Annotated in this window: 13 protein-coding genes and 1 tRNA gene; 3 read left to right on the plus strand and 11 right to left on the minus strand. The window is 61.2% G+C overall.

Annotated elements, in window-relative coordinates; translation table 11 throughout:
- Positions 1-7 precede the first annotated feature (7 nt).
- From E4M07_RS05925 to E4M07_RS05960, 8 genes are all read right to left on the minus strand, one after another.
- The gene (locus E4M07_RS05925) at positions 8-505 is read right to left on the minus strand and encodes a YbaK/EbsC family protein (protein ID WP_348640516.1); all 498 of its coding nucleotides are present in this window, start codon (positions 503-505) and stop codon (positions 8-10) included.
- The gene (locus tag E4M07_RS05930; protein ID WP_136657332.1) at positions 498-1,325 is read right to left on the minus strand and encodes an MBL fold metallo-hydrolase; all 828 of its coding nucleotides are present in this window, start codon (positions 1,323-1,325) and stop codon (positions 498-500) included. Before E4M07_RS05930 ends, E4M07_RS05925 begins: the two co-directional genes overlap by 8 nt.
- Complete coding sequence (locus E4M07_RS05935) at positions 1,322-2,113, minus strand: TatD family hydrolase (RefSeq protein ID WP_136657333.1); 792 nt, start codon at positions 2,111-2,113, stop codon at positions 1,322-1,324. The genes E4M07_RS05930 and E4M07_RS05935 overlap by 4 nt, the downstream gene beginning before the upstream one ends.
- A gap of 7 nt (positions 2,114-2,120) precedes the next feature.
- Positions 2,121-3,671, minus strand: a complete 1,551-nt coding sequence (metG, locus tag E4M07_RS05940; RefSeq protein WP_136657334.1) for a methionine--tRNA ligase — start codon at positions 3,669-3,671, stop codon at positions 2,121-2,123.
- Between the two features lie 84 nt (positions 3,672-3,755).
- The gene (locus E4M07_RS05945; protein ID WP_136657335.1) at positions 3,756-4,796 is read right to left on the minus strand and encodes a DNA polymerase III subunit delta'; all 1,041 of its coding nucleotides are present in this window, start codon (positions 4,794-4,796) and stop codon (positions 3,756-3,758) included.
- The gene (tmk, locus tag E4M07_RS05950; RefSeq protein ID WP_136657336.1) at positions 4,793-5,482 is read right to left on the minus strand and encodes a dTMP kinase; all 690 of its coding nucleotides are present in this window, start codon (positions 5,480-5,482) and stop codon (positions 4,793-4,795) included. Before tmk ends, E4M07_RS05945 begins: the two co-directional genes overlap by 4 nt.
- Before the next feature lie 95 nt (positions 5,483-5,577).
- Positions 5,578-6,738 carry a D-alanyl-D-alanine carboxypeptidase family protein gene (locus tag E4M07_RS05955; RefSeq protein ID WP_136657337.1) on the minus strand — a complete coding sequence of 387 codons (1,161 nt, stop codon included), beginning with the start codon at positions 6,736-6,738 and terminating at the stop codon, positions 5,578-5,580.
- Positions 6,739-6,833: 95 nt separating this feature from the next.
- Positions 6,834-7,916 carry a septal ring lytic transglycosylase RlpA family protein gene (locus tag E4M07_RS05960; protein ID WP_169054101.1) on the minus strand — a complete coding sequence of 361 codons (1,083 nt, stop codon included), beginning with the start codon at positions 7,914-7,916 and terminating at the stop codon, positions 6,834-6,836.
- 286 nt (positions 7,917-8,202) lie between these two features.
- Between E4M07_RS05960 and E4M07_RS05965 the strand changes: the two genes are divergently transcribed.
- Positions 8,203-8,292 (plus strand) — tRNA-Ser (locus E4M07_RS05965).
- Between the two features lie 512 nt (positions 8,293-8,804).
- Positions 8,805-9,971 carry an alkane 1-monooxygenase gene (locus tag E4M07_RS05970; protein ID WP_136657339.1) on the plus strand — a complete coding sequence of 389 codons (1,167 nt, stop codon included), beginning with the start codon at positions 8,805-8,807 and terminating at the stop codon, positions 9,969-9,971.
- Positions 9,972-9,989: 18 nt separating this feature from the next.
- Here the strand turns inward: E4M07_RS05970 and E4M07_RS05975 are convergent, their stop codons facing one another.
- Positions 9,990-10,892, minus strand: a complete 903-nt coding sequence (locus E4M07_RS05975) for a hypothetical protein (protein ID WP_136657340.1) — start codon at positions 10,890-10,892, stop codon at positions 9,990-9,992.
- 142 nt (positions 10,893-11,034) lie between these two features.
- Positions 11,035-11,973 (minus strand): 4Fe-4S dicluster domain-containing protein, encoded by a 939-nt coding sequence (locus E4M07_RS05980; RefSeq protein ID WP_206057177.1) that lies wholly within the window; start codon positions 11,971-11,973, stop codon positions 11,035-11,037.
- Positions 11,974-12,205: 232 nt separating this feature from the next.
- On the opposite strand from E4M07_RS05980, the gene E4M07_RS05985 reads away from it, so the two are divergent.
- Positions 12,206-12,565: an acyl-CoA thioesterase gene (locus tag E4M07_RS05985; protein WP_246660382.1), complete on the plus strand. Its 360-nt coding sequence runs from the start codon at positions 12,206-12,208 to the stop codon at positions 12,563-12,565.
- A gap of 79 nt (positions 12,566-12,644) precedes the next feature.
- On the opposite strand, the gene E4M07_RS05990 is transcribed toward E4M07_RS05985, so the two are convergent.
- A complete protein-coding gene (locus E4M07_RS05990; RefSeq protein WP_136657343.1) occupies positions 12,645-12,944 on the minus strand; it encodes a hypothetical protein in 300 nt (99 codons plus the stop codon).
- Positions 12,945-13,102 lie beyond the last annotated feature (158 nt).

A 13,102-nucleotide genomic window follows, 5' to 3' on the forward strand; every position in this document is an offset into this window, starting at 1 on the left:
CGCGCCGCTATTTCATGACAGTGATGATCTCGGCGTCGATTGCCGCGACCAGCGTATTGGGATCGACGGAAAAGACGCTGTCCGGGCGACCGGCGGCAGCCCATACGACGTCGTGCTTCAGCAATGTCTCGTCGACGCAGGTCCTGATCGGATTGATGTGGCCTATGGGTGCGACACCGCCGATGGCAAAGCCGGTCTCATTCCGGACCTTCCGGGTGTCGCATCGCTGCAGCTTCATGCCATAGCGGTCAGCCAGGTGATCGATATCCGCATTATTATTACCTGCTACAAGTAATAATATCAATTGGCCGTTTGCGGCGTCTTCGAAAACCAGCGATTTGACGATCTGACCGACCTTGCAACCGCAGGCATCCGCAGCTTCCTGCGCAGTGCGCGTCGACTGATCCATGCGCCTGATCTCGATGTCGAGACCGAGTTCGTCGGCACTGTCGCGAACCCGGTCCATGCTTGAACGTTTCGATGTGTTCGCGTTCGCATCAGTCACCGGCAATCTCCAAAGTCTGTTCAAGAACCATCATGTCATAGGCCGGCTCCACGTGATCCGGCGTCTCACGCGCGACCGTGTCGTAGTCGAGCGGTATGTGCATATGGGTAAGCACGGCCTTCTTCGGCTTCAACCGCTCGATCCACTCCAGTGCCTCGCTGAGCGAAAGATGGCTTGGATGCGGTTTGTACTGCAACGCGTCGATGATCAGGACGTCGAGATCCCGGAGTTTCGGCGGTGTGGCGTCGGGAAAACCGCTGACGTCGCTGCAATAGGCGATATTGCCGACACGGAAGCCGAGGGATGTGATATCGCCGTGCAATTGCTCGAACGGGAGCAGGGTAATGTGTCCCCCCTCCCCGTCTATGACGATCGGATCTTCGGTGTTTTCAATGAGATATCCATCGACGATCGGCGGATAGTTGCTGCCGTTGGGCTTCTCGAAGCAGTAATCGAAGCCTTCGCGAAGACGTTGCATGGTCGGCGCATCGGCGTAGACCGGGATACGCTTGCGTTGCGCGTATACAAAGCCGCGCAGATCATCAATGCCGTGTATATGGTCGGCATGGGGGTGCGAATAGACTACGGCGTCGAGCCGTGTCGCACCGGCCGCGATCATCTGGGTACGGAAATCCGGACCGGTATCGATGACAACGGAGGTGGTCTTGCCGTTGGCGTCCGTCTGCTCGATCAGCAGCGATGCCCGAAGCCGCCTGTTCTTCGGATTGGACGGATCGCAGGCGCCCCAGTCGCCCGTCACCCGCGGCACGCCGGGCGAGGAACCGCAGCCGAGAAGGGTGAAACGCTGGTTGACGATCATGCGCCGGCTTCCGGTTTCGGCACCTTGGAAAAGAGCCGAAAGAAATTTTCGCTCGTTTCCCGCCAAAGCGCATCGGTCGGCATATCGAGCGTGTCGGCCAGCACCTGCGCGGTGTGAACGACATAGGACGGCTCGTTGCGCTGCCCGCGATGCGGCGGCGGTGCGAGATATGGCGCGTCGGTTTCTACAAGAAGGCGGTCGACCGGCAGGCCCCTGGCGATCTCCCGCAATTCGTCGGATCGCTTGAAGGTGAGGATGCCGGAGAAGGAAACGTAGCCGCCGAGCTCGATCCCCGTTTGCGCGAGCGCGGCTCCGGACGAGAAACAATGCAGGACAAAGGGGAAGCCGCCAGTGGCGCTTTCCTCCTTGAGAATGGCGATCATATCGGCGTCTGCGTCGCGGGCATGGATGACGAGGGGAAGCTGCGTCTCGCGCGCCGCGATGATGTGATTGCGCAGGCCGGTCGCCTGTGCCTCCCGCGGGGCGTTGTCGTAATAGTAGTCGAGACCCGCCTCGCCGACCGCGACGACTTTTGGATGATCGCTCAGGCGCACCAGGTCATCCGGCGTGACGTCAAGCTCCTCATCGGCATTGTGCGGATGGGTTCCGACGGAACAATAGACATTGTCGTACCGTTCGGCGATGGCCCGGACGCGGTCGAAATTGGCGACCCGCGTGCAGATCGTCACCATGCGTTCGACACCCGCCGCCTGCGCCCGCTCCACGATGGCATCGCGCTCGGCATCGAAGTCCGGGAAATCCAGATGGCAGTGGCTGTCGACAAGCATGGCCCGGTTACTCTGACTGTTCCTGTTCCACGTAGCGCGGGAAGACCGGCTGCGGTTTGGGAAGCGCGTTGCCGGCCACGAGACGCCCTGCCCCGCCGAGTTGGTCGAAATCGCGTTCGCCCGCATCGACGGCAAGGACATCGAGAAGCTCACCGGCAGATTGGGGTATGAAGGGCTGGCACAGGATCGCGACCTGCCGGATGATCTCCGCCGTCACGTAAAGGACCGTGCCCATGCGCTCCGGGTCGGTCTTCTTCAACGCCCACGGCTCCTGGCCGGCAAAGTATCGATTGGCCTCGGAGACCACGGCAAAGATCGAGGCGAGCGCGCTGTGGATGGCCTGCCGCTGCATGGCCGCGCGGGTCTCGCCCAGCAATGCGTCCGCGGCATCCAGAATGGCGCGGTCCGGATCGGATAGTTCACCGGGCTGCGGGACCCGGCCCTCGCAGTTCTTGGCAATCATCGACAAGGAGCGCTGGGCAAGGTTGCCGAGATCGTTGGCGAGGTCGGAGTTGATGCGGCCGACGATCGCCTCGTGGCTGTAGTTGCCGTCCTGGCCGAACGGCACCTCGCGCAGGAAAAAGTAGCGAACCTGGTCGAGCCCGTAGTGCTCGATCATCGAGAACGGGTCGACGACATTGCCGACCGACTTGGACATCTTCTCGCCGCGATTGAACAGGAAGCCGTGCGCGTAGACACGCTTGGGCAACTCGACGCCGGCCGACCAAAGGAACGCCGGCCAGTAGACCGAATGGAAGCGTATGATGTCCTTGCCGATGATGTGCACGGCCGGCCAGTAGGCCCAAAGCGGATTGTCAGTATCCGGATAACCGAGCGCGGTAATGTAGTTGGTCAACGCGTCGACCCAGACATACATGACATGGCCGTCCTCGTCCGGGACCCTGATTCCCCAGTCGAAGGTGGTGCGCGACACCGAAAGGTCCTTCAATCCGGATTTGACGAATGAGACGATCTCGTTTCTTCGCGCGTCCGGCCCGATAAAGTCGGGATGCTGCTCATAGTGCTCCAGAAGCCGGTCCTGATAGGCCGACAGGCGGAAGAAATAGCTTTCCTCTTCCACCCATTCAACGGGCGAGCCTTGCGGACCGTAGCGAACGCCGTCGTCGCGCAGTTCCGTTTCGCTTTCCTGGTAATAGGCCTCCTCGCGGACGGAATACCATCCGGCATAGGTGTCCTTGTAGATGTCGCCGGTGTCGACCATTTTCTGCCAGATCGCCTGGCTCGACAGGTGGTGACGCTCTTCGGAGGTGCGAATAAAATCATCGTTCGACGCATTCAGCTCTACGGCCATGCGCTGGAACTCGGCCGCGTTGCGGTCGGCAAACTCCTGAACGGGCAGGCCTTCCTTGCGGGCCGTCTGCAGCATCTTTTGACCGTGCTCGTCCGTTCCGGTCACGAAATAGACGTCCTTGCCGTCGTGGCGCTGGAAGCGCGCAAGCGCGTCGGTCGCGATGAGTTCATAGGCGTGGCCGATATGCGGCTTCCCGTTGGGATAGGAAATGGCCGTGGTGATGTAAAAGCGTTCGCGGTCGCTCATTCGTCTCGTGTCATCTTTTCGGTTGTGGTGTAACCGTTTCGGCTACGGGTTCGCTGCCGTCATACGGCAAAATATTCGCGGTGGCTATGCCGCCGGCATTCGAAACAGCGAAGAAAAAACGGACAGGACCGTCTGCTTGCGGTCGAGATTGTAACCGTCCGCGATCGCCAGGTTTTCCTCCAGGGTGCCGGCCGTGGTCGCCCAGTGATTGGCCGCATGGAGGTTCTGCGTTGACGCTGCGCTGACCGCCATCGCCGATATCCTGTCCAGAACGTATCGGCAAAAGAAGGTGTAGGCCATTTCGCGGTCCCTTGCCGCAAGCGAATCCGCCAATGCGTGCATTTGCACGCGCGAAGCCCCCTCGCCTGCCTCCAGGATCTGTTCGAAGGTTTCCGCGATCTCAAGGCCGCCATAACGCAACAGCAGCAACGCGTTTGAAAGGCTGCCCCCGGCATTGTCGATGACGGCGTCGACCACGGCAGAGTCCTGATGCGCGGTCAGGCCAAGGTGATCGAGGCCTTTGCGCATGTTTTCCTCCGAAAGCGGCTCAAGGCGCACGGGCATGCATCGCGAGCGGATCGTCGGCAAAAGTTTGCCGGGCGCGTGCGACAGCACCAGGAAGAGCGTCTTCCTCGGCGGCTCCTCGAGGATTTTCAAAATCGCGTTCGCCGCCGAGCGGTTCATGTCGTCCGCGGGATCGACGATCACGATGCGCCAGGCGCCTGTTCCCGATGTCTGGGACAGAAAGTGCCCTGCCCGGCGGACCTCGTCGACCGTTATCGCCGATTTCACGCGGCCGGTCTTGACGTCGAGCGGCCGCGCCAGGTGCATCAGGTTGTGGGAGGCCCCGCCGGCAATTTGCCGCAAAACCGGGGAGTCGGGATCGGGGTCGTCAAGCGTCGGCGGCGCATTCCCGGCCTCGGGATGGGTCAGGATGTGATAGGCGAAACGATAGGCCAGCGTCGCCTTTCCGATGCCTTCCGGCCCCTCTAGGAGCAGCGCGTGATGCAGGTGTCCGGAGCGGTAGCTGCCGGCAAGGAACTCAGCCGTTGCCTCGTGTCCGAACAGGCGCGTGTTTTGCGCCGGCGGTATGGCACCGTCGAGGACACCGGTGTCGTTGCTCATGAGGGTTCTGCTTCCGCACGGTCGGTTCCGTTCGGTTCGGCGCCGTCGAGCAGTTCGAATGCCAGTTTCTCGATTTCCTGCGCAATCGCGTCGGCCGGCTGGTTGCCGTCGACAATCTTGCAGCGTTGCGGCTCGCGTGCGGCAAGATCGAGAAACGCATCCCGCCGCTTTTCCTGAACCGCTAGCGCTTCCTTTTCATAGCGGTCCGGCTTGGTTCCCCTGTCGTCGCTGCGCGCGCGGGCCCGTGACAGCCCGACCTCCGCCGGCAGGTCCAGTATGATCGTCAGGTCCGGCACCATTCCGTTGACGGCGATCCGCTCAAGTCCGTTGATGAACTCCGGCTCCAGCCCGCCGGTGACGCCCTGGTAGACACGCGAGGAATCCATGAAGCGGTCGCACAGGACGATCTTGCCGGCATCGACGGCGGGCCGTATCAATTCCTCGACATGGTCGCTTCGCGCGGCGGCGAACAGGATGGCCTCCATGCGCACGCCGAACTCCTCGGCAGCGCCGGACAAAAGCACGTGACGAACCGCTTCGGCGCCGGGAGAGCCGCCGGGTTCACGCGTCATGACCACTTCGAATCCATGCGCCCTCAGTGCCTCGGCGAGATACTGGATTTGTGTCGACTTTCCAGCGCCTTCGCCGCCCTCGAATGTTATGAAATGTCCCTTCAAAGAAGCCAATTCCTTGCCATTCCGGCACCGTTATTACGGGGCTTTTTCCCCTGCGTCCAGACAAACCGCGTTAAGGGGCGTTGTGCGCCAACGGGTATTCCAGGTCACAGCCAGAACAGCATCAGCTCCTGCAGGGCGTCGAAGGCGCGCTTGTGCAACGGGCCCTTGGGAACGGATTCGGCGGCGAAGAGCGGTGTCTGCTGGCTGAGCGTGTCGCCGATCCACACATTGAGCGTGCCGACCGGTCGGCCCTCGTCGACCGGCGCCGTCAGCGGCCAGTCATAGACAATGCGTGCCTTCAGCCGGTCGGCATTGGTCACCGGTACGAATATATTCACCGGTCCGCCAGCCATCAGCGCGACCTTCGATCGCTCGCCGCCGTAAACGGATGCATTTCCGATGATCTCGCCGTCGGCGAACAGCTCCCTCTTCTCGAAGGAGCGCAGGCCCCATTCCAGCATCTTGCGGGCTTCCTCGGCGCGCTCCTTGATGCTGCTCATGCCGCTCATCGCCAGGAACAGGCGCCGGCCGTCGCGCTGGATCGAACTGACGATGCCGTAGCCCGATTCCTCGGTGAAGCCTGTTTTCAATCCGTCGACCCCGATATTGGAGCGCAGCAGAGGGTTGCGGTTGCGCTGGAAGATCTTGTTCCAGGTGAAATCGAGCTCGGAGTATATCGTGTAGTACTCGGGATAGCTCTGCTGGATGTGGCGGGCAAGAAGCACCAGCTCGCGGACGGTGACCCGCGCGTCCGGGTGGGGAAGCCCGGTGGAATTGCCGAATACCGATTTTTCGAGCCCGAGCGCACGGGCCCGTTCCGTCATCATTTCGGCGAAATTGTCCTCTGAGCCGGCCATGCCCTCGGCGATGACGATACACGCATCGTTACCCGACTGGACGATGACGCCGCGGATGAGGTCGGCCAGCCGGATCGACGAATTGATCTCGGCGAACATGGTGGACGTGCCCGAAACCGCGCCGCCGGTGCGCCAGGCGTTTTCCGAGACCTGGAATTCATCCTCGAGCGTCAGCTGTCCCATCTTGAGAGCGTTGAAGACCATTTCCATGGTCATCAGCTTGGCGAGCGACGCAGGCGGGATGAGATCGTCCTCGTTCTTGGCGAATAGAACGGTTCCGGTCTCGGCTTCGATGAGATAGGCCTGCTTGGCTTTGGTTTCGAATATCTGCGCGGCGGCACCGCCTGGAAGGACAATCACTGCCAGCAGCGTGGCCGTGAACAAGAAAGACCCGAACAGCCTGAACATAAATCCCGAATCCCTGGTTACGCAGTACCCCTGCACGGAAGGTTAGCAACCGTGCAGCCGCCGATCAACGACGATCCTCGGGAAGGGTTAAATGATCAGTGGTTTCTGCGTTTCCAGGAGGCGGCGACCATATCGCCGGTCAGGCGGCTGTTGCCGGTAAACAGGACGCGGAACGGGGTTTTTGACTGCTGCTCGACACGCCTTTGAGCATAAGATGCCAGCGCCGGAGACACCCTCGGTTCAGTCCCGGCGAGCGCCGGAAGCTGAGACGGGCGTTCGCGCGGGATTGGCCCGATTTCGGGAAGCGCGATATCGCCCACGGCCGGCAGCCGGCCGCCCTTGACAGCGGGCTCGGCGCTCGGCGGCGCCAGGGCCACGTGGGCCGGTGCTGCCGGGATTACGGCAGACGCAAGCTTGACCTCGCCGGCGGCGAAGGCCGTATCAGCCGGTTTTCTGCGCTTGTTGAGCGCCAGCATGATGCCGGGCCGGCTGGTGTCCGTGCCCGGGATCGGCGTTCTGCGGCCATCCTTGGTGAAGGAGGCCGAGAGGTAGCGCATGTCGCGGCCGTCCATGCGTGCCTTGCCGATATACTGCACGCGCACCTTGGCGATGCCCTCGCGCTTCATGTCGAGAATATCGGCGGTCTTGCTCGACACGTCGATGATGCGGCCCTTCTCGAACGGTCCGCGGTCGTTGACGCGGACGATGACGGAGTGGCCGTTCTTCAGATTGGTGACGCGCGCATAGCTCGGCAGCGGGAATGTCGGGTGCGCCGCGGACAGGTGATACTGGTCGTAGACCTCGCCGTTGGCGGTCAGGCGGCCGTGGAAATTCGGCCCGTACCAGGAGGCGTGTCCGCGCTTGTCGTAGTCCTTCTCCTCTTTCGGATGGAACCAGCGCCCCTTGACCTTGTACGGCTTGCCGACCTTGTAGGTGCCGCCGCCCTTGCGCACCTTCTTCGAGGTGGTCACGCGCTTGCTGGCCGAGACGCCGTAGTCCTTCGAGGTGAACTTCACCTTGTCGTTGATTTCCGCGCGGTTGTCCGGATTGCCGCCGCAGGCGCTGAGCGCGAGGCCGGCCGAAATGAGGATACCGAAGCGGATGAAATGCAGAATGTCGCCGGATTTCGCGCAGTCGCGCTCCGGGCCGGATCTGGGTTTGGCAAAACCGTATCGCATCAATTTTTTCGTTCCGATTTCGCTGAACGCAGAACTGCTGATGTTTACATACACCATTTAGGCTTAAATCCCAATGCCTTAATGGCGGAAATTGCATAATGCCTCAAAAGGCGGTCCGAAGAAATCCTTTGAGCGCGACATCACGGCCATTTCGTCGCATTTGAGTCGAATACGTCGGATCGTGGTTAATGGCTGGTGAAAGCTTCGCCGACAAACGGCCCGCCCGGCAAATTTTGGCGCACGCCATCTTGAAAATCCAATCCACTTGTCGCATGAAGGCGCGTCCGGAGGAGTGGCCGAGTGGTTGAAGGCACCGGTCTTGAAAACCGGCAGGCGGGAGACCGTCTCGTGGGTTCGAATCCCACCTCCTCCGCCAAACTCCATTTTTCAGTTTTGGGGGATTGGCAGAGAGCGGCGGTCCCGACCCGCAAGCTTTTACAAGCCCCGACAGATTAGCAGTCTGCGCCAGCACCTTGCTGGTTCACTCTCTTTAGAGGAGCAGGCTGGTGTCGAACCGGCACCGCTCAAGTATCGAAGTTCGGTGGGCCCTCCGTTGCCCGGCTGCTCCTCTTGGTGGAGGATGGAAGTGGTCTTCCTGTTGGCGACCCGGGCAACAAAAAACCCGGCAAGCGCTTGCTTCCGGGTCGAAAACGTTTCGATGTGACTACGGTTTACCGCACACGCAAAAGCCCTCGACCGCGAAGCGCGGACGCATATGAGCTTGGACTACTGTTGAGCGCGAAAAACATCGTCTTTTCCTGTTGATGGAAGGTCTTTAGGAAAATCGGTCGTGGATGTCAACGCACGGTACAAAAGCGCAAGCTTCATGTCTGCGGCCGCCGAACTGTGCTAGTCTTCTGCCTTCACGGAGGCAAAGGCAGCGCAAGGATGATATTCGTCGCGGCATCGAAGGACGGCGGGAAGGTTTCGTATCACGATACGAAACGGCATCTGTGGTGGGCGTCTGTGCTGGCACCCGCCGTTCCGGGCGCCTCGGCCCTGATGCTCGCGTGGAGCGGCGCGCCGCTGTGGTCGCTCGTGCCTCTGACTTTCTACTATCTTGTCGTGCCGATCCTCGATGTCGCTTTCGGCGAGGATACGAACAATCCGCCGGAGGAGGTGGTCGAAGAGCTTTCCGATGACGGCTACTACCGGATGCTTCTCTTCTGTTCCGTGCCGGTGCTGTGGGCGAGCTTCCTGATCTGCACGGTCGTTGCCGCGACCGCAAGCCTGCCGGTCTGGGCCTATGTTTCGCTGGCGCTGGGCGCCGGAGCCGCGTCCGGCGGCGGGCTCGCCGTCGGGCATGAACTCGGCCACAAGCTCAACCCGATCGACCGGTGGGGCGGCAAGCTCGTCTGCGCGCTGACCGGCTACAGCCACTTTTCCATCGAGCACAATCGCGGCCACCACACGCATGTGGCGACACCGGAAGACAGCGCCTCGGCGCGGCTCGGCGAGAGCGTCTACCATTTTGCCCTGCGCGAGATCCCGGGCGGGGCGCGGCGCGGCTGGATGCTGGAGCGCGACCGACTGGAGGCGAAGGGCTTCGGATTCTGGATCGTCCGCAACGACATCCTGCAGGGCTATGCCATTGCTCTTCTCGTGGCCATCGCACTGCTGCTGGCGCTGGGCTGGATCGTGCTGCCTTTCCTTGTCATCCATCATTTTGCCGGATGGCTGCAGCTCACCTTCGCCAACTATGTCGAGCACTACGGCCTCAAGCGGCAGAAACGGAAAGACGGGCGCTACGAGCCATGCGCGCCGCGTCACTCCTGGAACACCAACCACATCGTTTCGAACCTGATGCTCTTCCACCTGCAGCGTCACTCCGACCATCACGCCAATCCTCTGCGGCCCTACCAGGCCTTGCGTGATTTCGAGGAACTGCCGCGCCTGCCGAGCGGCTATCCAGGCTGCTTCGTTATGGCAGTGGTGCCGCCCTGGTGGCGGCGGGTCATGGACCCGAAGGTGATGCGCTGGGCCGGTGGCGACGTGACGAAGGCTAATGTCATGCCGGGCCTCGAGCATGCCTACCGGCAGGCGGCAGCTGTCTGACGGACACCCTGCCCCGTCTCAGTCGGGTTTTCCGCGCAGATATCTGAGCGAGGGATGGTTCGACCAGATGAGAAGATCCCGGGCGTTTTTCTGGATTTCGATGCCCAGCAGGACACTGCGATACGCGTTCCAGCAATAGAGGATCGCCAGGAGTGTCCCAACCGCTATGGCCGCCGTGCCGAGGCTCTGCCATACGTTCATATCCAGGAAATAGTCGACCACTGGCCGGCGGCCGGACGGGCAATTCAGGATCTTTGTGCATATGAATGACGAAGTTTCGTCGTCATTTTTCCTATTGATCGCTTCGTACAGCTTTCCCACCGTCACCCCTACTCCGATAAGGGGCACGAAACACATCGCCGGGTGTATGACGTATTTGTTTGTCAGCCGCGATGCGAAGCTTAAAAACGGAGACGCGTTGTCCGTGATCGTTTTGACCGAGTGGAAACCGCCATCCATGAGAGCGGTGACGTATCGGTGCTTGGTATAACCGTGACTTGGCTTGCAGCCGGACTTGATCCGCAACAGGAGCGGTTTGTCCCTGTTGCCCTGCAGGATGGACAGGGCCGCGATCAGGTTGTGCGTTTCGGACGAGCGGAGCCGTGATGCCGAATAGGGGACGGAAAAGAGGACAAAGAACACCAGCACGGAGTAAAGATAGATGTCGAGCGGCAGCGGAGCGCCGAAGAGCGTAAGGTTCTGAGGTTGTTCCGCCGTTGTTTCGGGGATCTGGACCATCCCGGTAACGAAAATCAGAGCAAGGCAGAAGACCAGCAGGCGGGAAAACAGCCTCTGGTGCTCGCGATGCGCCGGCAGCAAACGCTTGATGTATTCATCCGCGTCTATCTTCTCGGAAACGACGGCATCGACCGCCAAGGCCCGGTCTTCGCCTTCGTCGTCCGCCTGTCCGTGATCGGACATGAACCCCTCCCGTCCAGCCGGTCGCGGCGCGCCGGCCCATGGCCTGCAAAGATAAACCGTTGTTTGTTATTTCTAATTGTGGTTTCGCCGCCGTACAACCCCTGGATCGGAATGGAGGGCGAGCGATAGTGTGGCGGCGCTGTCAGACGGCTGCCAGCCGCCCTGCCCTGCGCGCGAGTTTTTCCGCCAGCTTGATGCCGACGCCGGGGCGGCTCCAGGGGCACTCGGCGATGCAGATGGCGCAGCCGTGGGTTTGGTTGAAGAACGGCAGGCATTTGTCAAAATCGACATACCATTTGGTTTCGCCACGCACGGTCTGCTTTTCCGGGAAGATCGCCTCCGGTGGGCAGGCGTCTTCGCAGACGCGGCAGCTCAGACAGAAATCATCGAGCCCGAACGGCCGGGGCGGCGTCGGCGCGAACGGCGCGTCCGTCAGCACGGCTGACAGGCGGAAACTGGCGCCCATCTCAGGCGTGATCAGCGAACCGTGCTTGCCGAGTTCGCCGAAGCCGCTGGCGATGGCCGGCGGGATGAGCGTGATCTTGCCGGCCATCGGCCCGGTCACCGGGTCCGCATCCCAGCCGGAGCGCCGTAACCATCCGGCGATCGCCTTGGCGGCGAAGGCCGCGCGGCTGTACTGGCGCATCACCTCGCCGCCGGCACGGGGTTTCGGCGCTTCGGAAATCGCCTCGTAATCATGCTGTACGCCGATGACGATGACATTCGAGAACGGCGTTTCCTGGCCCTCAAACAGCCAGTCGCGGTCGAGCGGTGTCGCGCCGACCTGCTCGCAATGGCCTGCGGAGACATATTGCTGGAGCGCCTCAGTCCAGGCTTCCGGCGTTCGCTCGACCTGCCGCTCCGACAGATCCGGCAGCGGCGCGTCGAGGATCTTCTGCCGTGCCGCGCGCTGCTCGACGATGGCAGGTTCGTTCGGGTTTACGGTGTAAAACCACCTCTGCAGCCGCCCGTGCGGAATGGCGTCGGGATCGGGCGACCAATAGACAATTTCGGGGCGCCGGAACTTTTCTTCGCCAAGTCCGTTGACCGCATTGCCTGAAATCTCAGGCGCGCATTCCATCTGCGCTGGATCCGGAGTGAACGGGCGATGCGGGTTGGCTCTCGGCATGGAGGCAGTCTACGGCAATTCGCGGCAACATAAAGCCTCCTGTCCCGCAGCGCAGCATCCGGGTGGAATTTCGAACTTCTGGTCCACCGCCAAAGTGTGTATTGCTTTATGGGCACAGCTTTGCAGGTGGACCAAATTGCAGGAAAGCGAAGACAGCCCCAAGGGCGAGCTCACGATCCGGACCATGGCGATGCCGGCCGATACCAATGCGGCCGGTGACATATTCGGCGGCTGGGTCGTATCCCAGATGGATTTCGCGGCCGGAATCGCGGCGGGCCAGCGGGCGCGCGGGCGGGTCGTGACGATCGCCATCGAGGCGATGAAATTCATCCGGCCGGTCAAGGTCGGCGACGTGGTGTGTGTCTATACCGATCTCGAGCATGTCGGCCGCACATCGATGAAGATCCATGTCGAGGCCTGGGTACTGCGCGACAGATACGGTGCGCACGAGAAGGTGACGGACGCGCATTTTACTTTCGTTGCCGTGGACAGGAACGGCCGTCCCGTGCAGGTCCCGTCCGATACCCTTTCCCCAGGTGCTTGAAGAATGGGCAGTACATGCGGCAGACTTCCCCAATCGGTGTGAGGCGTGGTGGCCTTTGCCATCGTCGCAGCCGGTGCCGCTATTTTGCACCTGCACCCGGATTCTTGAATATCAGAAAAGAATCGAATGCCTTTTGCGGCTCCTCCCGAGAGGAGCTCTTCAATTTCTTCTGACCCGGGACTTCGTTCCGGCCATTTGTGTTTTCGGCATTCTGCATGTCGGACGTAGCCATCTGGATTTTGAACTGCGTGCCTTCGGCTTGTGCCTGCCCGGGAAATCCAGCCATTCCTATCGTGGATGCTACGATTGCAGAGCAGACAATACCGGTGGCGGCGAGGTGCGCGCGGATCACGGCTGTGAACGGGTATGCGTGTAACATCGGTCTTTCCTCTCGTATGAGCGTATCCACACCCTATCGCGGACAGACTGAACACCCGTTGAAGATTCGGTTCATGTCGCATTCATTCAAGCAAGGCGCTCCTTCGCGATTTTTCAACGTCTTTGAAATGACGTCAGTGCCGGAGGACGCTCTGTTCC

The sequence above is a fragment of the Nitratireductor sp. XY-223 genome (assembly GCF_004959855.1).
In the GTDB taxonomy this organism is placed as follows: domain Bacteria; phylum Pseudomonadota; class Alphaproteobacteria; order Rhizobiales; family Rhizobiaceae; genus Hoeflea_A.